The organism is Frischella japonica (genome assembly GCF_014489845.1).
GTDB lineage: Bacteria > Pseudomonadota > Gammaproteobacteria > Enterobacterales > Orbaceae > Frischella > Frischella japonica.
Window position 1 is genome coordinate 1 of record NZ_JABURY010000012.1, and the last position, 17,630, is coordinate 17,630.

Genomic DNA, 17,630 nt, shown 5'->3' on the forward strand with positions numbered 1-17,630 from the left:
CTAAACGTGAACTTGAAAATCATTCATTAGCGATACAGGAACAAATTAATGAACTACTCAAGAATAATGATTGTGCTAAGCAGTTTGTTCCTATGCCTGTTTCTACAAGCTTGTACAACCGAGCGAAAAGTTTACGTGAATCAACCGATACCCGCCAATCTATTAAGTGACTGTTTACCAAATTTACCACCTAATCGTATGACTTTTGGTGATAGTCTTCGATATAACGAACATTTATTAAATGTCATTGAGAAGTGTAATGCAGATAAAAGGGCAATAAAAGAAATTGCTAATGAATAATAGCGCGTCGGCTGAGTGTTAGCGCGACTAAATGAAAAATCGCTCAGCCAATTTTAAATAATCATTCACTTTTACCGTATTTTCTTGAAATACCGCCAAATGGTGGAAATTAATAAAAACTAAGCGATGCCTCCTCAAAATTGAGGATGCGCAACAATCCTCAAATATGAGGAGTAGACAAAGTGCAATTCTGAGCTTTGCTATAAAATCAATACGTTAGATGATTTTTTGCTTTTTCCGATAATAAAAATATAATGCTAGGAAGAATTTAACGAGCGTAATTTTGCGCCCTTTGATTTTATTAATAAAAATGTTTTCGCGGGTGTTAAAATGAGAATTGAATGGTGTATAGTTATATTACTTGCTTTATACGGATTTATTATGTTTCTTCTTTATTTCATGATACCGACAGCAAATAAAAAAATAATACCGTTTACAAAAAAGTTATTAAAAGAACTGTTGCATTCCATGCTGAATGGTCTTAACTCTCCCCATAAAAGAATAGGTTTTGTATTTTTAATTATTGGAATTGTTATTTTTCTAGTTTCAGTTATCAACATAAACTGGAGTGCTTCAAAGGTTATTCATGATTCAATATTTTCCTTTGGAAGCCGTTATTATTTTAATTTTGGGGTTTTTTTGGGGTTTTATATTTCAATTCTAGGATTATTCATGTCCTTTTTTTACGACTTTACAATTAAAAAAATCATAAAATGGATTTTTAAAGTACGAAATAATTATTAGATAAACCGCTTAACTGCGGTTTTTTACAACTCAGAGATGGGCGACTATTACATATTGCGAGTATGTAACAGCCATTAATACCCATTCAAACGGTCATGAGTATCAACTAAAGCCCACCGTTACTTGCAAGTAACAAAGGCATTTTATAGAGATACTACAAAAATGACTACACTAAAAATAATCTACAGACCAATAAGTGAACTAAAAAGGCATAAAAATAACGCAAGAACGCATTCAGATGCACAAATAGCTCAAATAGTAAACAGTATAAATGAGTTTGGGTGGACAAACCCAATACTAATTGATGAAAACGGTATTATTATCGCGGGTCACGGCCGATTAGAAGCGGCTGAAACGCTTGATCTAAATGAAGTCCCTTGCATTGTATTATCTGGACTAACAGACTCGCAAAAGCGAGCATATTTAATTGCTGATAATCAATTAGCACTAAATGCTGGTTGGGATATAGAGTTATTGCAATCCGAAATTGAGGCATTAAAACTCGAAAATTTTGATATTGATTTGTTGGGGATTGATGATGAACTTCAAAATTTACTTGATACCCCAAAATTAGAGACAATCGGAAACAGCTCGCTTGATGATAATCCGTATACAAAAAAGGTATCTACGCCACTATATGAGCCTAACGGGAACAAACCCGAATATGCGGACATGTATAAAACGGAAAAACTCAATCAATTATTATCAAAGATAAATGATTCTAAAATTGATTTAAGTGCTAAACAATTCCTTACAACCGCAGCCTATCGGCATGTTCAATTCAATTATGAGGAAATAGCTAATTATTACGCTCATTCAGACAAAGAAGTGCAAGAACTGATGGAAGATAGCGCATTAGTTATTATTGATTTTAATAAATCGATTGAGCAGGGTTATTTAAAATTGTCTGATGAGGTTGATAAATACTATGCGCAAGAAAATTAATGAGTATGAAAAATTTGCGGTATTTATTTTGTCACATGGTAGAGCTGACAATGTTGTTACATATAACACGTTAAAGCGCCAAAATTATACGGGGAAAATTTATATCGTTGTTGATGATGAAGACCCTTTTATAGATGACTACAAAAACAGGTATCAAGACGAGGTTATTGTTTTCAATAAACAACTAGCTATTGATATGACTGATAGCGCAGACGTATTAAAAAAACGCAACAGTGTTGTATATGCTAGAAATTACGCCTACAAAATAGCTGAAAATCTAGGGTTACAATATTTTTTAGTGTTAGATGATGATTATTCAACATTTACAAATGTTTTTGATAACAGCCGTAATTACATAACCAAAAGAACGGCGATTAAGTGCCTGGATAATTATTTCCGTTCAATGATTCGTTTCTTAGAAAATTCGGACATTGATTGTGTCGCTATGTCACAAGGCGGTGATTATATCGGGGGAGAAAATTCAACGGTATCAAAATTGCACGCGAACGGTAAAATGTCACGCAAGGCAATGAACGCATTTTTTCTACGAACAAGTAAACCGTTAACTTTCTCAGGTCGCATTAACGAAGACGTTAACATGTACATAAACGAGGGAGCTATAGGTAAGATCATTTTTACATACCCAAGGATGAGATTGGAACAGATACAAACTCAATCAAATACTGGTGGGTTAACAGATATATATTTAGATGTCGGCACATACGTTAAAAGTTTTTATTCAATTATATGTCAACCAAGCTGTATGCGATTAATGATGATGGGCGTTAAAAACAGACGAATACATCACAAAGTTATCTGGAAACATGCGGTACCAATGATTATTAGCGAGCAATATAAAAAATAGGAATAATTAACATGGCACGTCCAACAAACTACAGAGAAGAATATGCCGAGCAGGCTAGAAAGCTGTGCTTGTTGGGCTATACAGATAAACAATTAGCCGATTTTTTTAATGTTTCAGAACAAACAATTAATACATGGAAAACTAAATACCCAGAGTTTCTTGAGTCCATAAAAAAAGGTAAAGCAATCGCCGACGTTGAAGTAGTCGAATCGCTATATAAAAGAGCTATTGGCATCGAGTATGACGAGATAGAACTTAAAACCGATGGTAAAGCGAAATCTAAACGAGTTGTAAAAAAATTTATTCCGCCAGATACAACAGCTCAAATCTTTTGGCTCAAAAATAGACAGCCGAAAATATGGCGTGATAAGCAGGAAGTTGATCACCAATCATCAGATGGCACTATGTCACCTAAACCTACTAAAATAGAGTTAGTCGCACCCGAGTAAATACTATGACAACAGCACAAATACAGTTACCTAAAAAATTGATATCTGTGTTTGTAGCTGAAAATGTCAGGTATCGAGGCGCATGCGGTGGACGAGGTAGCGCTAAAACTCGTTCATTTGCATTAATGACAGCGGTTAAAGGTTATCAATTTGCAGAAGCGGGAAAAAGTGGCGTAATACTATGCGCTCGTGAGTTTATGAACTCATTAGCTGATTCAAGCATGGAAGAAGTCAAGCAAGCAATTCACTCTATTGACTGGTTAAAAGATTACTACGATATTGGGCAGAACTATATCAGAACTAAAAACGGATTAGTTAGCTATGTATTTTGCGGTCTACGACATAATCTCGACAGTATTAAATCAAAAGCCAGAATCCTATTATGTTGGGTTGATGAAGCGGAAAACGTTACAGAAATAGCATGGCAAAAACTCATCCCGACCGTTCGTGAGGAAAATTCCGAAATATGGGTAACATGGAATCCAGAAACAGAGGGAAGCCCCACAGATAAAAGGTTTAGAAAAACACCACCCGATAACGCTATTATCGTTGAAATGAACTATAACGATAACCCATTTTTCCCTGATGTATTAGAGCAAGAGCGATTGAACGACCTAGCCCGATTAGATTATGCATCATACGCTTGGATATGGGAGGGCGCTTATCTCGAAAACTCCGATAAACAAGTCTTAAGCGGTTGTTACAAAGTTGAAGCATTTGATGACAATCTTCACAAACAGGCTGACCGATTATTGTTTGGCGCAGATTTTGGATTTGCTAATGACCCTAACACATTAATCCGCTCATTTATTCTAAATGATTGTCTGTATATAGAATATGAGGCGTATGGTATTCATATAGAACTGGACGAAATGCCAGCTTTTTATGATTCAGTCCCCGAATCAAGAAAATGGATTATCAAAGGTGATTGCTCAAGACCTGAAACTATCAGTCACATTAAACGTAAGGGCTTCAATATCTCAGCAGCTAAAAAATGGCAAGGTAGCGTGGAAGACGGTATTGCATTTCTGCGTGGATTTAAACAAATCATCATTCATCCTCGCTGTAAGCATACAGCAGAGGAGGCGAGATTATATAGCTACAAGGTTGATCGCGTCACCGGTGAAGTTTTGCCAATTATTGCTGACGCAAACAACCACTGTTGGGATGCTGTTAGATACGGTTTGGATGGTTATATTAAACATAAACGCTCAGCAGGATTATTTATGAGGTAACAATGAGTTATTCTAATTTAACAGATGAACAGTTATTAAATACCGCTCAAACGGCAATTAATAATAATCATGATATAAGTCGTCAACGATTAGTGTACGCATCACAAGGCTTAATTAATAACACTAAAAGGGCTTACATCGATCGCGAGTTCGGTTATCCAGAAAACCTTACTTTCACAGACTTCTATAAGCTGTATAAGCGTAATGGTGCTGCTCGTGGTTTTGTTGAGCGATTAAGTGATATTTGCTGGCTAGATTACCCTAAATTCATTGACGGCGACATTCGGGAACAAGATTCAAAGCTGACAACGTGGGAGCAAATAGTTACTGATTTATTTAACGATAAATTGTGGTCAGCGATCATCGAAGCCGACAAGCGAGGGATCGTCGGCAAGTATGCAGGGCTTATTATTCAGTTGCGAGATGGTAGAAAGTGGGATGAACCTGTTGATACCGCTGTACTAAATCGGCTAAATTCACAAGATGCCATTGTTAAGTTAATTCCTGCATGGGAAGCTCAATTAACCGCTTGCGAATGGAATAATAACGAAGCTGATGAAAACTATGGTCAAGTCACAATGTACCAATTTAATGAAATAGCGGTAGGTGACAAATCAGGTAAGCCAAATATTTCTCGCAGGATACATCCAGACAGGGTGATCATACTCAATGAAACATCCGTTATTAACTCCATGGATGATGGCGAGTCGCAACTTGAGGTAGGCTATAACGACATAATCGACATGATGAAATATTCAGGCGGTAGCGCAGAAGGTTTTCTAAAAAATGCCAGTAGACAGGTTCACTTGAATTACGATGCCGACTCTGACATGGAGGAGTTGGCGCGAGAACTAAGAAATCGAGGTTTTGAAAAGCCAGCAGATGCGCTGAATAAACAAATCGCATTGTTAAATTCAGGCACAGACAGTGCACTAATTACCTCAGGTGCTACAGCTAACATTCTATCGGTTGCCCCCGCCGAGCCAGGCGATGGATGGTCAGTATCTGCAAACAGTTTCGCTGCATCTGTCAGAATGCCATTTACTATTATTTTTGGGCAACAAACAGGGCGATTAGCATCAAATGAGGATAAGGCTGATTATGCAAAACGTGGAATGTCACGCCGTAATGGTTTTTTAAGCGTATTAATAAAGCAAATTGTTAACCGGATTATTAAGCTAAAGGTGATTCAACCCCTAATAAACAACACACTCACTCTTAAATGGTCCGACTTATTAGCACCGAGCCAGGCTGAAAGAATTGAACTCATGCTCAAAATGTCGGATGTTAACGTTAAGGCGCAACAATCTATGGGTATAGCAGTGTTTACGCCAAACGAAATACGAGAAGCTGGCGGTTATGAGCCTGATCCTGATTTAGAGGATATCGATATTGAAGAAACCAAAGATAATAAAGCCGATTCCGAAGAATCCGATATTGCCGAGAAGCAAGAATAATCCCACACTCACTAATAAACAAATTCTTCAAATGCGTAGCGAAATACAAAAACGCTACAGAAAAATCAAGCTATCAATCACTGAATATCTCAACTTAAGTTTAGGCTACTATGCTAAAGAGCCGACTAAAACTGCGATATTTATTGATAACAATCTTTATGTTGTAAACGCGAGTGTTAATTACACGATTGATGGCAATCAGCTTGCCAGAGTGTTAACTCGCATTCAAGAAATTGTTGATGAAAATCTGATTAATGGCGGTATTGAGAAGTTTTGGGCAGGCAAGTTTGTTGCTGATATGTATCAAATGGGCACTAATCGGGCATTTCAAAACTTATCTACACAATCACCACTATATTCACAAGCTACATCATTGGAATCCTTGTTATTCAGTGATGCTTACATTCGTCGAATAGGGCTTGCCTATACAGCAACATTCAACGACTGGAAAGGACTTGCGGATAATCTAAAGAGCGAATTGAACTCCGTTTTAAGTGGCGCTGTAGCAAGAGGAATTAACCCGCGAGAAACCGCCGATATTATCAGTAAGCGCATTGATATCTCACATAGCAGAGCTAAAGCTTTGGCGCAAACTGAACAGGTGGGCGCACTTCGTCAGGCAACATGGGATGAAACAAGACGAACTCAAGAGGAATTAGGGCTAAAAACAGGCTTATTACACATGTCTGCATTAAAACCTAATTCCAGAGCCACGCATGTTGCTAGGCATGGGAAAATCTATACTGTTGAGCAGGTTGAGGAATGGTATGAGGAGAATGGTAACCGATTTAATTGTTATTGTGCTCAAGTAGCAGTACTGCTCAATGAAAAAGGCGAGCCGTATAATCAATCTAGCGTAGACAGATTATTAAAAGAAGCCGACGAATGGGAAGAACAAACAAAAAGAGCATCAAAAAATGAGGTAAAAACATGACACTTAGAAGCGTGAATGTTTTATCTGTCGTTAATAGTAAATCCAAAATATCAACACAAATCATCGACGGTAAAGAGCACATTGTTATCAATGATGTAGTACCTATTGTTGATGACATTGTCATGAATGGGATTTTCTACCCGGCAGATGAAATTAACAAATCGTACATGACACTGAATGACAATTTAATGCCATTAGACCACCCACGGATAAATAACGAGCATGTTTCTGCATTAAACCCACAAGCTATTAATAATTTTTATATTGGTGCGTGGGGTAGAAATGTTCGTAAATCTAACGACAGGGTGCTTATGGATGCGTATATCGATAGAAAATTTGCAGAAAGCACCGAAAAAGGGCGAATGCTTGTAAATCGTCTTGATGACATGATGAGTGGTAAAAACATCACGCCAATTCATGTGTCAACAGGGTTAACTTACACGCCCGACAATCAATCAGGCTCATCAAAAGGCAAGCGATACACAGCAATAGCTCGAAATATGAAATTCGATCATGTCGCTATATTACCCGATAAACAAGGCGCAGCCACACCTGATGATGGCGTTGGCATTTTTGTTAACTCGGACGGTGAAAAATCGCCAATTGAAAATGTAAGTCTTATCGAGCGTTCAGAAGATTCAATAAGCAACGTAATTAGTAAAACTATTGAAGAAGTTTTAAGCGTATTTAAATTTAATCAAAAAGAGGAAGAAGACTTAATGAAAGAAAAAATCTTACTAGCTCTGAATGCTGCGGGCATTAAAACCGATGGCTTATCAGATGATCAACTGTTAAAGATTTATAACGAGCAAACAACCAAGGAAGCGATTGAAAAAAAGAAAGCCGAAGAGGAAGAAGAAAAGAAAAAAGCCGAAGAGGAGAAGAAAAGTGCAGCGAATACCGAAGATGCACCAGCATGGGCAAAGTCATTAATGAACAAGGTTACAAATCTGGAATTGGCAGCGAATGCAAACACAGAAAAAGAACTCTCTGTTAAACGAGAAGCAGTAAAAGCTAAGTTCAACATGACGCAAACCGCTGTAAATGCGCTAGCAGGTGAACCATTAGATGCATTATATGCACAGTGCGTTAAAACAGCACCTATTAGCGGTGGCTTTGCCAATAATTCAGATAATTCACTGTTAAATATGGAGGCTCCAGAGTAATGATTCGATTTAAAACCGTGATTGGTGGTCCTGCACGCAAAAACGACCCACAAACAATTGACTTAAAAACAGGTGAAGCGATTGCGCCGTGCTCTTTGGTTGCCGTTATCAACAATAAGCTAGTTAAACATTCAACAGCAGGGGAGAAAACCCAAGCCCTAGTCATCACAAACGATTATCTAGGTGGACATGATATCCGTGTAGATGTTCCTGCCGACACATCAGGCATCGCAATTATTTGTGAAGATGATGTTACTTATCATGTTTTAGTGAAAGCCGGTGAGACTTTAACTGTTGGCGATAAATTAACTTCTAACGGTGATGGCACATTAAAAAAAGCAAGCGGTACTGATGCTGTGCTGTTCTATGCATTTGAAACCTATACCGTTGGTACAACCGCTGAACAAGTCCGAGTTCGTAAAGCTTAAGGAGTAATAATGAAGAACGAAAAAATTATTTTTAACAAGAAATTGATTACCAATTCAGCTCAAGTTGCTCAGGCTTGGAATCAATTAAAAGCAAGTCGTCAAATCTTTAACAATGCTCAAAAACAGATGAGTGAAATGCATGGCAATGCTATTGAAGTCAATCAGGCTGCAATTTTAACTCAAGATTACTGGCGTGAAGTGGATAACGTGACTACCCGTGTTATTCGTGATGATGAGGGTGCTCCGTTACTTGATGATTTATTGTCTTTAGGTACACCAATTTCAATTGGAAAGACTGCTGCGTTATATCGTGTATCAAGTGATGCTGGCTATGTTAATCGCTCTATGTCAGGACAAGAGCCTGAAACATTAGATAAAGTTGTTTATGACCATTACGGTGATCCAGTTCCAATCTTTAAAACGGGTTATAGTCGTGAATGGCGTGAATGGTTGGGTTTGCAAACTGAAAACATCGACGCAATGTCAGATGACCAAGAAGCCGCAGTTGCAGCGCTCCGTCGAAATATGGCGCAGTATGTTTTAACTGGTGACGACAAGATCAAGGTTCAAAACTATGAAGGTAAAGGGATTACTAATCACCCTCACACAAATCAAGTTGATTTAAGCGCATCAGGTTTCAATATTGATTTGACTTCAATGGCGACTAGTAATGACAATATTATTAAGTTTTTTACAGAGGATTTTAGCGTTGTTTTAGATGCTAACCTGGTTTCTGAGAAATTAAAATTCTATATTTCTCCTGAAATTGAGCGTCGATTGAATGTGCCTTATTCAAACTCACAAGGCTTTAAAGAAGGAACACTAAAAGACTACATTTTACGTTATTGCGTCTACATTGATTCATTCACCAAAACGTTTGAATTAAAAGGCAACCATTTCATTAGTTATGTTCACAATGCTCAGTACATCAAAACTCGTATTGCTGCACCAATTGGCTCATTTATGAAGCAACGGGTCAACCCACATGATAACTATCAAACTCTTGTTTGGTCTGCGTTTGGTTTGCAAATTAAACGAGACTTTAACGGTAAAAGCAAAGTATTTAACGCAAGGGGGTAATGATGAAATTAAGAGTTACACATCGTGGCTGTTACGGTCGCATTGATGGTGAGGTTGTAGAGCTGCCGGTTGGTCATGAGTTTGTTGCAAAAGATATTCCGCCTGCTTTTGTTGGGCGTGTAATTATTTTAGAGCAACAATCTGTTGAAACTAAAGAAGACAAAAAGAAAAAAAGGTAAATAATTATGACGGTACAGGTAACAGCGGGGAATGTTAATCAAATGTTATCAGAGCTTGGTTATTCTGTACCGAGCTTAGTTATTGACGCAATTCTTAAAAAAGTAAATGCAATTAGTGATTGTTTGGTAGCGCATGACTATTCAGAAGCAGACCAGCTTTTAATATTGATTTACTCAGCTTGTTTACTCGCTCAAATGCAAGGCGCTAGGAAAATAGCCTCACAATCTTCCCCTAGTGGCGCAAGGTCATTCAAGTATGATGATGAGGGTTTTAAATCTATGTATTCATTATTACGAAACCTTGATATACACGGGTGTACTGATTGTCTGGGTATTTCTCGTTCGAATAAGCCGTTATTTTTAGTTATAGGAGGTCACAATGAGTAATATAGCAAACTGGTCGTATACCGCTAAAGCCACGATATGGCGTGTTGCCGGCGAGAATGAATATGGTAAAAAAATATTTCACCCTCCAGAGCTAATTTATTGTAATTATGGGCTTGATTCTGCTGCAAGGCTAGGTGATATCGGGACAGGGTTTATTATTAAAAACACATTCTGGACTGAATATGCTTTAGCTAATGAGGGTGATTTTATCTTGATTGGTAAATTCACGGAACTTGACCCTATCAGAGCTGGCGCAGATGAAATTAAGCACATTGCTCGATATGCAGACACATTCGAGCGACTAGCGGATGATTATGCATTGATAACAGGAGTTTGATATGGGCATTAAGGTTAGTGGTGTTAGAGATTGCATCAATCGATTGAACACCATAGTTGGTGATGTTCAAGCTAGAAAATCAGTAAGAGCCATACAGTCTGCATTATTAATTGGTGGTGTTCGTGCTGCATTGTATACACCGATTGATACTTCAACGCTACTCAATAGCCAATATTGTGAAATGTTCGTTAATGGTAATCGCTTAATGGGTCGCGTTGGTTATTCGGCTAATTATGCAGTATATGTTCATGACCCTAATTATCCTATGAAGTTTAGACGGGCAACTGCTCAAAAGGAATTCTTGTATAAAGGGTTTGAGGATGAAAAGGCAACTATCGACCAAGCTGTCCACAGGGAGATGAAATTGTGAAAATGTACAAGCGAGTAGCTGAATATCTCAAAAATACCGGATTATTAGGTGACTTTGAGATTCAGTATCTAAAGTGGCGCGATACCAAGAAAAAAGGCGGTAAATATATCGTTTTTCGCCCCAATGGTGGTTCGATACTTAAAACTGAGTTAGGTAATGAGTATCACATATTAGTTGACCTAATCGGCGCGATTAATGATGTTGAAACGATAGATAATGACGCATCAGCGATTACTGATTACATCAAAAACAATCCTTACACGGATAGCACAGGGCTTATTCAGATAGTAGGTGCTATTCCTGCGCCAGTAACAACTGAAGAAGATAGATTGGTTTATAGGATATTAGTTTCCTGTAAATTCGGTTAATAGTTAAGAAAACAATTTATAGCCTGCCTCGTGCAGGCTTTTTTATTTTATAGGAGTTAAAAATGGCAAAAGAAGATAATTTAACAAGAGCGAACACAAACACAGACTTAAACGAAAAGCTATTTGGTGGCGCTGTAGTTTTGGAATTAGCACATGGCAATCCCAATACCCCGCCACAAGAAGCAGATTGGGTGCGATTTATGGCTGGTACATCTAAAGGCATGGATTTAAGTCCTAACTCAGTCACAAGTGATGCTGATGACCAAGGCAGTTTTGTTGAAACAGTTGTAACTAGCGTGGATTTAACAAATAGCTTTGAAGGTGAAGTTCGCAAGAAGGACGCTGAAAATGAATTTGGTTTTCATAAAATGTTTAAATTTATTGTTGATAAGATTTCTGCAAAACAGCAACCTGCACTATGGGTTCGATTCAATCAAGGTGGCAGTGTGTTAACTGCTTTTATGGTTGTTACTGCGTTTAGTTCAAATGGTGGTACCAACGATTTATACACATGCTCCGCTGAATTTAAAATAGCATGCGGTAAAACCGTAAAAGTTGAATTGGTGAATTAAATATGATTAGAACAGATATAGGCGAAATAGTTATTTCAATCAAAAAAAATGGGTCATTGAGCACAAAGAAAATAGATTATGTATTCACTCCCTCATTTGAAAACTTATCAAAACTTGGTGAGCCACATGAGATAGTTAACGCCTATGCTGTTCTGCTTTCTAATGATGCATATAACGCAATGACTCGCTTTAAAGAACCAAATCAATACGTAATTAATTACATTAATGAAAAAATAACACTTCAACTTGAAGTTGCAAGAAAAGTGCTGACCTGTTGTTGCTCAAATGATGTTACCCAGATGATTGGAAGTAAAACAAAAAAAGGGTTAATAAAAATTCAGAATATTATCATGATAGCCAGATATTTGCTTGATTATGGCGTAGCGGGAAAAGTGAAAGTTAGAGTATCACAACGCAACGAAAATAAATCATATTCTTCAGAATTTAAAATTACTGACTACATCAACAATGCGAGAATTCATCTAGGGTTATCGCTAGATGAAGCCAAAAACTTAACAATGACCGAATACATTATGTTGATGGCAAATAAATATCCTGATAAAGACGGACTTACCAGAGAAGAATACGATAAGGTCCTTGCGGATTACGAAAAAAAACGACAAGAAAGGTTAGCTAAAGCGACAGAATAAGTCGCTATTATGGGTGAATTATGGCGCAACATACAGATGGGAATATTACTTACACGGTTTCCCTTGAAATGAAAGAGTTACTTGAAAATTCCAGACGAGCAATTAGAGAACTAGAGGAGTTAAATGGTGGTGGTTTAAGAGCTTCTAGAGGGTTAGATAGATTAGAGACCTCTTCTCAAAATGCAGGAAATTCTCTTGGTAAACTGACAAATATTGCTAAGGCTGTATCTGCTGCTTTAGTGTCTAGTACTATTCTTGCGTATGCTCAGAGCTGGAATGAGCTAGAAGACCGTATACAAAATACAGGCGCAACAGCGTCACAAACTAAAGATATTTTAGATCAACTTTTAGTTACTTCAGATCGTAACGGTCGAAAAATTGAAGAGTCGGCCGAGCTGTATATCCGTCTTTCTAACTCTATGAGTGAGCTGGGTTATAGCACACAAGGGACTTTATCTTATATTGATACATTATCTAACTTAATGACTATCAATAAAACAAATTCACTGAGCGCAGAATCGGCTACAAATGCATTAACCAAAGCGCAGATGAAAGGTAAGCTCGCCGGTATTGATGCAATGGCAGTTTTCAATGCAATGCCAAGTATTCTTAAAACTCTCGGTAAACAGTTAAATAAAACAGAATCAGAAGTCCGTAAAATGGCTTCTGAGGGCAAATTGTCAATGTCGCAATTTACTGAAGCGATAATCAACGCTCAAGAAGAAACCGCGGCACTAGCCAATAACATGCGCAATACTGTGACTGACGGCATTAATCGTGTAACCAACAATCTTAAAAAATATCTTGGTGAATTAAATAACTCCACAGGTGCGACTAAATTGCTCGTTGATTCGCTAATTTTAATGTCTCAGAACGTTGATATTTTAATGACTAGCGTTGGCGCTTTAGCAGCAATCTATGCAGGGAAATACATTACATCATTAGCTAGTGCAACTAAGCAGAGTGCAGAAAAAGTTATTAATGATATAAAGCTAGCTCAAGCTGAAAAAGCAGCAGCACAAGCAGCGTTACAACAAGCTCAAGCTGAAGTTGTTCACTTAAGAGCGGTTCAGCAGTCACTAGCTGCACAGCTAAAATTAGCACAAACAGAAAAAACAAGAAATGCTATTAGAAAACAGTTAAAAGCTAATACTGACGCCTTAACCGCAGCAGTAAACAATGAAACAGCAGCGCAAGCACGGTTAAACACAGCAATGAAAGCGACTTCATTTGCTGCTAATGGTTTGCGTTCAGCAATGTCGTTATTAGGCGGTCCAGCAGGGATATTGTTTTTAGTTGCTGGCGCATTAATAACTTGGTCTAATAAAGCCGCAGAAGCTAGACAAAAAGCTTTAGAATTAACTGATGAAGTAGCAGCGTTAGTAGAAAGATATAAAGGTTTATCTAAAGTACAAAGAGAAGCGTTTGCCGATGAGTTAAAGCAGAAAATTGCTGATCAAAATAAGGCAATTGAAAAACAGATAGAAGACATTGAAAATATTAATAGTAAGTTACGGATTAATAAACAAGAAAGGAGAAATGTATTCAGTGATAACGCCTCATTAGAAGCGAAAAAAAAATCACTAGAAAAAATATTAGCCGTGATGATTGAAGGTCGTAATAAGTTAGTTGATCTTTCGGATGAAGTTATAGTAAAAAACTATGAAACTGCTAACTCTATCGATAAAGTAGCTGAAGCAAGTAAAAATCTAGCAAACAGTTTAGATGAAGCAGCTAGAAATAAATTAGATGAAAAAATACGATCACTCTCAGCAGAACTAGAAATAGCAAAGTTAAAACAGAAAGGACTAAATAAAGAGGCGTATGTCGCACAAACCCTTTTATCATCGCTCGGAGATAGTGCTGGGAAATATCAGTCAGCTATATTAAATGCGGCTAAAAATGGCAAATTATTTAACGATAGCATAAAAGGTTTGCCGGATGAAATTCAACCGTTAATTATGAAATTATCCGAGCTCTGGGGTGTGACGAAGCAAGGTGCATCTTCAATAAGTAATACTGAAGCATCTATTAAAAATTTATCTGTAGAGCTACAAATTGCTAAATGTGAAGCACAAGGTCTTATTGATAAAGCAAACGAATTAAAAGCTATACAAGCACTTGGTTTAGATTCTAGTAATAGTGAACAATTGTTATCTAATGAAGCTCAAATTGAGCAAATGAAACTATTAATCGAACAACAAAATCAACTAAATTTAGCAAAAAATGGCATGGATATAGCTAAACAAGAAATTGATAGTAGAGCTGATCCAGTTGAACTTTTAAAAAATGAATTAAAAGAAAAGCAACTTGCGATAAATGAAGCGCATGAGCAGGGGTTATTGAGTGAGCAACAATACAATGATGCAATTGTAGCTGCAAAACAGAATGCAGCAGATAAACAGAAAAAAATAGAAGATGATTTACTAAAAAACAAAATGGCTAATGTATCTGCTATGCTTTCTGCATCAAGTGATATGTTTGGGGGGATGGCTGATTTAACCAAAAATTTTGCTGGTGAATCAAGTTCAGCGTATAAAGCGCTTTTTGCTATTAGCAAAGGGTTTGCAGTTGCAAATGCAGCTTTAAATTTACAAACAGCTTTATCAAATGCTAGTACTGCGCCATACCCAACAAATATTGCAGCATATGCTCAAGCGGCAACGCAGGGCGCTCAAATAATATCAGCAATATCATCGATGAGTTACGGGGGAGCGCGTAAAAACGGTGGTCCAACATATGCAGGTTCAATGTATCGTGTGGGTGAGGATAATAAACCTGAAATCCTTATGCAGGGTGGGAGGCAATACTTAATACCAGGTGATAACGGAAAGGTATTAAGCAATCGACAAATCACTTCCAATCAAGGTCAAAATATACAATGGAATTTTATTGTAGAAAACTATGCAAGTGGTGTTGAAGTCAGTAAACCATCAATCGATTACGAAAATAAAATTGTCAGAACAGCAGTCAAGCAAGCTAAACAGGAAGTCGCTAATGATATTAGTAGTCACACGGGGGATGTTTGGCGCGCGATGTCAAATTCGACTAATATTCAATCTAAATTGTAATTGATATTAAATGATAAATTTTATACCATTACCTAAAATTTAAGGAGAATGGCATGAAAAAGATTGCATTGCTTGGGTTGATAGGGTTTATTTTAACTGGCTGTGGTGATGATAAAGTTACTAAAGAGTATCTCGTCGGTGATTGGCGTTGTAATTGGGAATCATTTGAAAGAATGGATAGTGGTCGTGAAGAAAGTTATGGTGATGCTGTAGATAAAAGTGAATACATTCGAACGTATAAAATAATGGATGGCAAATTATATCATGTTTATGATGGAGATAAGCAAGAGCTTTATGATGTTGACAAAATTAATAGTAATCCAACGCATGAAATTTTAAATGATGACAGTACGTTTACTGGTCAACAAAAGCTTGAAAAAATAAGCAATGATCAATATAGATATGTAATTGCATCAGAATTTAAAAAAAATTCAAATACGACAAATGTAATAGATATCAGAAGCAAAGAAGTAACAACTTGCACAAGAATAAAATAACTATTGACTAGGCTAGTTATTTGATTGTATATTTTTGTTCAGGTCTCAAAACCTAAACAAAGCGGACACCGCCCCGATAGCATGCGGATTTTTTACGTCTAAAATTCAATGTCGAGAGGGCGAGGAATAAAATACCTTAGGGGAATAACTCCAGCCTTTCTTTGTTAGGCTTTTGAGCCTCTCGACACCCATTTAAATGGGTAATAATCTCAAAAAAATAAACAAAGGATATAGCATGTCAAACATAAAATTAGAAACAATTCAGTTTCACAATCAACAATTAATCGTTCTTAATCACCAAAATAAACCGTATGTCGCAATGAAACCAGTATGTGAAAATATAGGGTTAAATTGGGCAGCACAATTCAAAAGAATTCAACGTCATCATGTACTTAGTCAAGGTGTTGTCATGATGACAATACCCTCTAAAAGTGGTACTCAAGAGTACATTTGTTTGCCAATTTCAATGATCAACGGTTGGCTTTTCGGTATTGAAACTAGTCGGGTAAAACCAGAAATTAGAGCAACACTAGAACAATATCAATTAGAATGTTTCGATGTACTTTATAACCATTTTATGCCAAAAGTGGCACAACAATACCCTAATACAATTTCACTCGAACAACAACAAGAAATTCAACAAGCAGTAAGTGAGCGAGTTTATCAAACAGGTGAAAGACATCAAGCGGTTTATTCAAAGTTTCATCAGCAATTTAAAATACCTCGCTATCAAGATTTACCAGCCAGTAAATTTGATGAGGCAATTAAGTGGTTGGGTAGTGTGCATTCACGAAGTGGATTATCTGAAGAAGATTTGTATAAATTAAGTCGATTGTATTGCATTACAGATAGGATGCATCATTTCATATGTTTAATTACACCGGCATTAGATTCGATTGCATCTAAATATGCTGAAAATTTTCATTCAATGGCATTTCATTATAAACGTGAATTGAATGAAGCAAGATCGATTATAAAAAGAGAAACTGACCATATTCAGCCTAAAAATATTATTGATAGTTGGCATAGGGTATTACCAGCAATTAGGCATAATTGCTAATTGCAATTCGTATTAACCCGCTTTGGCGGGTTTTTTATTATCTAAAAACAGGAGTGATAATGAATGATTATCCATTAGAGCAAAAAACAGTGCAACTAAGTGCATATTCAAGGCAACAAAAAGCTCAGTTTTCAACAGTAGAAACACGAAGCGGTAAACTCTATTTCAAACGTATAGCGCAAGAACAGCCAATTTTAAGAAATATTAGTTTTGTTCTATTAGATTATGAAGCACAAATTTTTTTACATTGGTTTAATAACGTTTTAAAAAAAGGGTTTTTACCATTTGATATAAAATTGGCGACCGAATGGGATACTTCACAAACATTGAATTGTCGTTTTTTACCCGATTCACTATTGAACACAACAAGAAATAATCATCTTCAATGGAGCTACAGTGCAAAGATTTTAATTAATAATTATGGACCGCCAGATTATATACCTCTTGATATTATCGACTATCAGAATTATTACTCAAATAAAGCGCGTAGTCAGTTAGATCAGATCATAAATATCAATTTGAAAAATATAGGTTAG

At 36.8% G+C, this 17,630-nt stretch carries 22 protein-coding genes; all 22 read left to right on the forward strand.

The window, feature by feature from the left end; translation table 11 throughout:
* Positions 1 to 66 precede the first annotated feature (66 nt).
* The 22 genes from lysC to FcAc13_RS05330 all read left to right on the forward strand — a co-directional run bounded on the left by lysC (position 67) and on the right by FcAc13_RS05330 (position 17,630).
* The gene (lysC, locus tag FcAc13_RS12510) at positions 67 to 300 is read left to right on the forward strand and encodes an Rz1-like lysis system protein LysC (RefSeq protein WP_425499464.1); all 234 of its coding nucleotides are present in this window, start codon (positions 67 to 69) and stop codon (positions 298 to 300) included.
* Positions 301 to 630: 330 nt separating this feature from the next.
* Positions 631 to 1,044, forward strand: a complete 414-nt coding sequence (locus FcAc13_RS05230) for a hypothetical protein (protein WP_187755160.1) — start codon at positions 631 to 633, stop codon at positions 1,042 to 1,044.
* Between the two features lie 162 nt (positions 1,045 to 1,206).
* Complete coding sequence (locus FcAc13_RS05235; RefSeq protein ID WP_187755161.1) at positions 1,207 to 1,989, forward strand: ParB/Srx family N-terminal domain-containing protein; 783 nt, start codon at positions 1,207 to 1,209, stop codon at positions 1,987 to 1,989.
* Entirely contained in the window at positions 1,973 to 2,854 is an 882-nt protein-coding gene (locus FcAc13_RS05240; RefSeq protein WP_187755162.1) for a GREB1-related protein, read from the forward strand. Before FcAc13_RS05235 ends, FcAc13_RS05240 begins: the two co-directional genes overlap by 17 nt.
* A gap of 11 nt (positions 2,855 to 2,865) precedes the next feature.
* Entirely contained in the window at positions 2,866 to 3,303 is a 438-nt protein-coding gene (locus FcAc13_RS05245; RefSeq protein WP_187755163.1) for a terminase, read from the forward strand.
* A 5-nt stretch (positions 3,304 to 3,308) separates the two neighbouring features.
* Positions 3,309 to 4,538 carry a PBSX family phage terminase large subunit gene (locus FcAc13_RS05250; RefSeq protein WP_187755164.1) on the forward strand — a complete coding sequence of 410 codons (1,230 nt, stop codon included), beginning with the start codon at positions 3,309 to 3,311 and terminating at the stop codon, positions 4,536 to 4,538.
* A 2-nt stretch (positions 4,539 to 4,540) separates the two neighbouring features.
* The gene (locus FcAc13_RS05255; RefSeq protein WP_187755165.1) at positions 4,541 to 5,995 is read left to right on the forward strand and encodes an anti-CBASS protein Acb1 family protein; all 1,455 of its coding nucleotides are present in this window, start codon (positions 4,541 to 4,543) and stop codon (positions 5,993 to 5,995) included.
* Positions 5,976 to 6,929, forward strand: coding sequence for a phage minor head protein (locus FcAc13_RS05260; RefSeq protein ID WP_187755166.1), 954 nt, complete (start codon positions 5,976 to 5,978; stop codon positions 6,927 to 6,929). Before FcAc13_RS05255 ends, FcAc13_RS05260 begins: the two co-directional genes overlap by 20 nt.
* Positions 6,926 to 8,095 (forward strand): DUF2213 domain-containing protein, encoded by a 1,170-nt coding sequence (locus tag FcAc13_RS05265; protein WP_187755167.1) that lies wholly within the window; start codon positions 6,926 to 6,928, stop codon positions 8,093 to 8,095. The genes FcAc13_RS05260 and FcAc13_RS05265 overlap by 4 nt, the downstream gene beginning before the upstream one ends.
* Positions 8,095 to 8,523, forward strand: coding sequence for a hypothetical protein (locus tag FcAc13_RS05270; protein ID WP_187755168.1), 429 nt, complete (start codon positions 8,095 to 8,097; stop codon positions 8,521 to 8,523). Before FcAc13_RS05265 ends, FcAc13_RS05270 begins: the two co-directional genes overlap by 1 nt.
* A 9-nt stretch (positions 8,524 to 8,532) precedes the next feature.
* Positions 8,533 to 9,603 carry a major capsid protein gene (locus FcAc13_RS05275; RefSeq protein WP_187755169.1) on the forward strand — a complete coding sequence of 357 codons (1,071 nt, stop codon included), beginning with the start codon at positions 8,533 to 8,535 and terminating at the stop codon, positions 9,601 to 9,603.
* Positions 9,604 to 9,605: 2 nt separating this feature from the next.
* Entirely contained in the window at positions 9,606 to 9,782 is a 177-nt protein-coding gene (locus tag FcAc13_RS05280; protein ID WP_187755170.1) for a hypothetical protein, read from the forward strand.
* Positions 9,783 to 9,788: 6 nt separating this feature from the next.
* Entirely contained in the window at positions 9,789 to 10,169 is a 381-nt protein-coding gene (locus FcAc13_RS05285) for a DUF7370 family protein (protein ID WP_187755171.1), read from the forward strand.
* Positions 10,162 to 10,506, forward strand: a complete 345-nt coding sequence (locus tag FcAc13_RS05290; RefSeq protein ID WP_187755172.1) for a hypothetical protein — start codon at positions 10,162 to 10,164, stop codon at positions 10,504 to 10,506. Before FcAc13_RS05285 ends, FcAc13_RS05290 begins: the two co-directional genes overlap by 8 nt.
* 1 nt (position 10,507) lies before the next feature.
* On the forward strand, positions 10,508 to 10,876 hold the full coding sequence (locus tag FcAc13_RS05295; RefSeq protein WP_187755173.1) for an HK97 gp10 family phage protein: 369 nt from the start codon (positions 10,508 to 10,510) through the stop codon (positions 10,874 to 10,876).
* Positions 10,877 to 10,878: 2 nt separating this feature from the next.
* Positions 10,879 to 11,244: a phage tail termination protein gene (locus FcAc13_RS05300; protein ID WP_425499465.1), complete on the forward strand. Its 366-nt coding sequence runs from the start codon at positions 10,879 to 10,881 to the stop codon at positions 11,242 to 11,244.
* 62 nt (positions 11,245 to 11,306) lie between these two features.
* Entirely contained in the window at positions 11,307 to 11,816 is a 510-nt protein-coding gene (locus FcAc13_RS05305) for a phage tail protein (RefSeq protein WP_187755175.1), read from the forward strand.
* Between the two features lie 2 nt (positions 11,817 to 11,818).
* Positions 11,819 to 12,466 carry a DUF6246 family protein gene (locus FcAc13_RS05310; RefSeq protein WP_187755176.1) on the forward strand — a complete coding sequence of 216 codons (648 nt, stop codon included), beginning with the start codon at positions 11,819 to 11,821 and terminating at the stop codon, positions 12,464 to 12,466.
* A gap of 20 nt (positions 12,467 to 12,486) precedes the next feature.
* Positions 12,487 to 15,537 (forward strand): tape measure protein, encoded by a 3,051-nt coding sequence (locus FcAc13_RS05315; RefSeq protein WP_187755177.1) that lies wholly within the window; start codon positions 12,487 to 12,489, stop codon positions 15,535 to 15,537.
* A 53-nt stretch (positions 15,538 to 15,590) separates the two neighbouring features.
* Positions 15,591 to 16,034 carry a hypothetical protein gene (locus tag FcAc13_RS05320; RefSeq protein ID WP_187755178.1) on the forward strand — a complete coding sequence of 148 codons (444 nt, stop codon included), beginning with the start codon at positions 15,591 to 15,593 and terminating at the stop codon, positions 16,032 to 16,034.
* Between the two features lie 235 nt (positions 16,035 to 16,269).
* Positions 16,270 to 17,094, forward strand: coding sequence for a phage antirepressor N-terminal domain-containing protein (locus tag FcAc13_RS05325; protein WP_187755179.1), 825 nt, complete (start codon positions 16,270 to 16,272; stop codon positions 17,092 to 17,094).
* Positions 17,095 to 17,153: 59 nt separating this feature from the next.
* Complete coding sequence (locus tag FcAc13_RS05330; RefSeq protein WP_187755180.1) at positions 17,154 to 17,630, forward strand: hypothetical protein; 477 nt, start codon at positions 17,154 to 17,156, stop codon at positions 17,628 to 17,630.

Coding starts and splice junctions, on each gene's coding strand:
- lysC (WP_425499464.1), top strand. CDS start 67: ATGATTGTGCTAAGCAGTTTGTTCCTATGCCTGTTTCTACAAGCTTGT.
- FcAc13_RS05230 (WP_187755160.1), top strand. CDS start 631: ATGAGAATTGAATGGTGTATAGTTATATTACTTGCTTTATACGGATTT.
- FcAc13_RS05235 (WP_187755161.1), top strand. CDS start 1,207: ATGACTACACTAAAAATAATCTACAGACCAATAAGTGAACTAAAAAGG.
- FcAc13_RS05240 (WP_187755162.1), top strand. CDS start 1,973: ATGCGCAAGAAAATTAATGAGTATGAAAAATTTGCGGTATTTATTTTG.
- FcAc13_RS05245 (WP_187755163.1), top strand. CDS start 2,866: ATGGCACGTCCAACAAACTACAGAGAAGAATATGCCGAGCAGGCTAGA.
- FcAc13_RS05250 (WP_187755164.1), top strand. CDS start 3,309: ATGACAACAGCACAAATACAGTTACCTAAAAAATTGATATCTGTGTTT.
- FcAc13_RS05255 (WP_187755165.1), top strand. CDS start 4,541: ATGAGTTATTCTAATTTAACAGATGAACAGTTATTAAATACCGCTCAA.
- FcAc13_RS05265 (WP_187755167.1), top strand. CDS start 6,926: ATGACACTTAGAAGCGTGAATGTTTTATCTGTCGTTAATAGTAAATCC.
- FcAc13_RS05270 (WP_187755168.1), top strand. CDS start 8,095: ATGATTCGATTTAAAACCGTGATTGGTGGTCCTGCACGCAAAAACGAC.
- FcAc13_RS05275 (WP_187755169.1), top strand. CDS start 8,533: ATGAAGAACGAAAAAATTATTTTTAACAAGAAATTGATTACCAATTCA.
- FcAc13_RS05280 (WP_187755170.1), top strand. CDS start 9,606: ATGAAATTAAGAGTTACACATCGTGGCTGTTACGGTCGCATTGATGGT.
- FcAc13_RS05285 (WP_187755171.1), top strand. CDS start 9,789: ATGACGGTACAGGTAACAGCGGGGAATGTTAATCAAATGTTATCAGAG.
- FcAc13_RS05290 (WP_187755172.1), top strand. CDS start 10,162: ATGAGTAATATAGCAAACTGGTCGTATACCGCTAAAGCCACGATATGG.
- FcAc13_RS05295 (WP_187755173.1), top strand. CDS start 10,508: ATGGGCATTAAGGTTAGTGGTGTTAGAGATTGCATCAATCGATTGAAC.
- FcAc13_RS05300 (WP_425499465.1), top strand. CDS start 10,879: ATGTACAAGCGAGTAGCTGAATATCTCAAAAATACCGGATTATTAGGT.
- FcAc13_RS05305 (WP_187755175.1), top strand. CDS start 11,307: ATGGCAAAAGAAGATAATTTAACAAGAGCGAACACAAACACAGACTTA.
- FcAc13_RS05310 (WP_187755176.1), top strand. CDS start 11,819: ATGATTAGAACAGATATAGGCGAAATAGTTATTTCAATCAAAAAAAAT.
- FcAc13_RS05315 (WP_187755177.1), top strand. CDS start 12,487: ATGGCGCAACATACAGATGGGAATATTACTTACACGGTTTCCCTTGAA.
- FcAc13_RS05320 (WP_187755178.1), top strand. CDS start 15,591: ATGAAAAAGATTGCATTGCTTGGGTTGATAGGGTTTATTTTAACTGGC.
- FcAc13_RS05325 (WP_187755179.1), top strand. CDS start 16,270: ATGTCAAACATAAAATTAGAAACAATTCAGTTTCACAATCAACAATTA.
- FcAc13_RS05330 (WP_187755180.1), top strand. CDS start 17,154: ATGAATGATTATCCATTAGAGCAAAAAACAGTGCAACTAAGTGCATAT.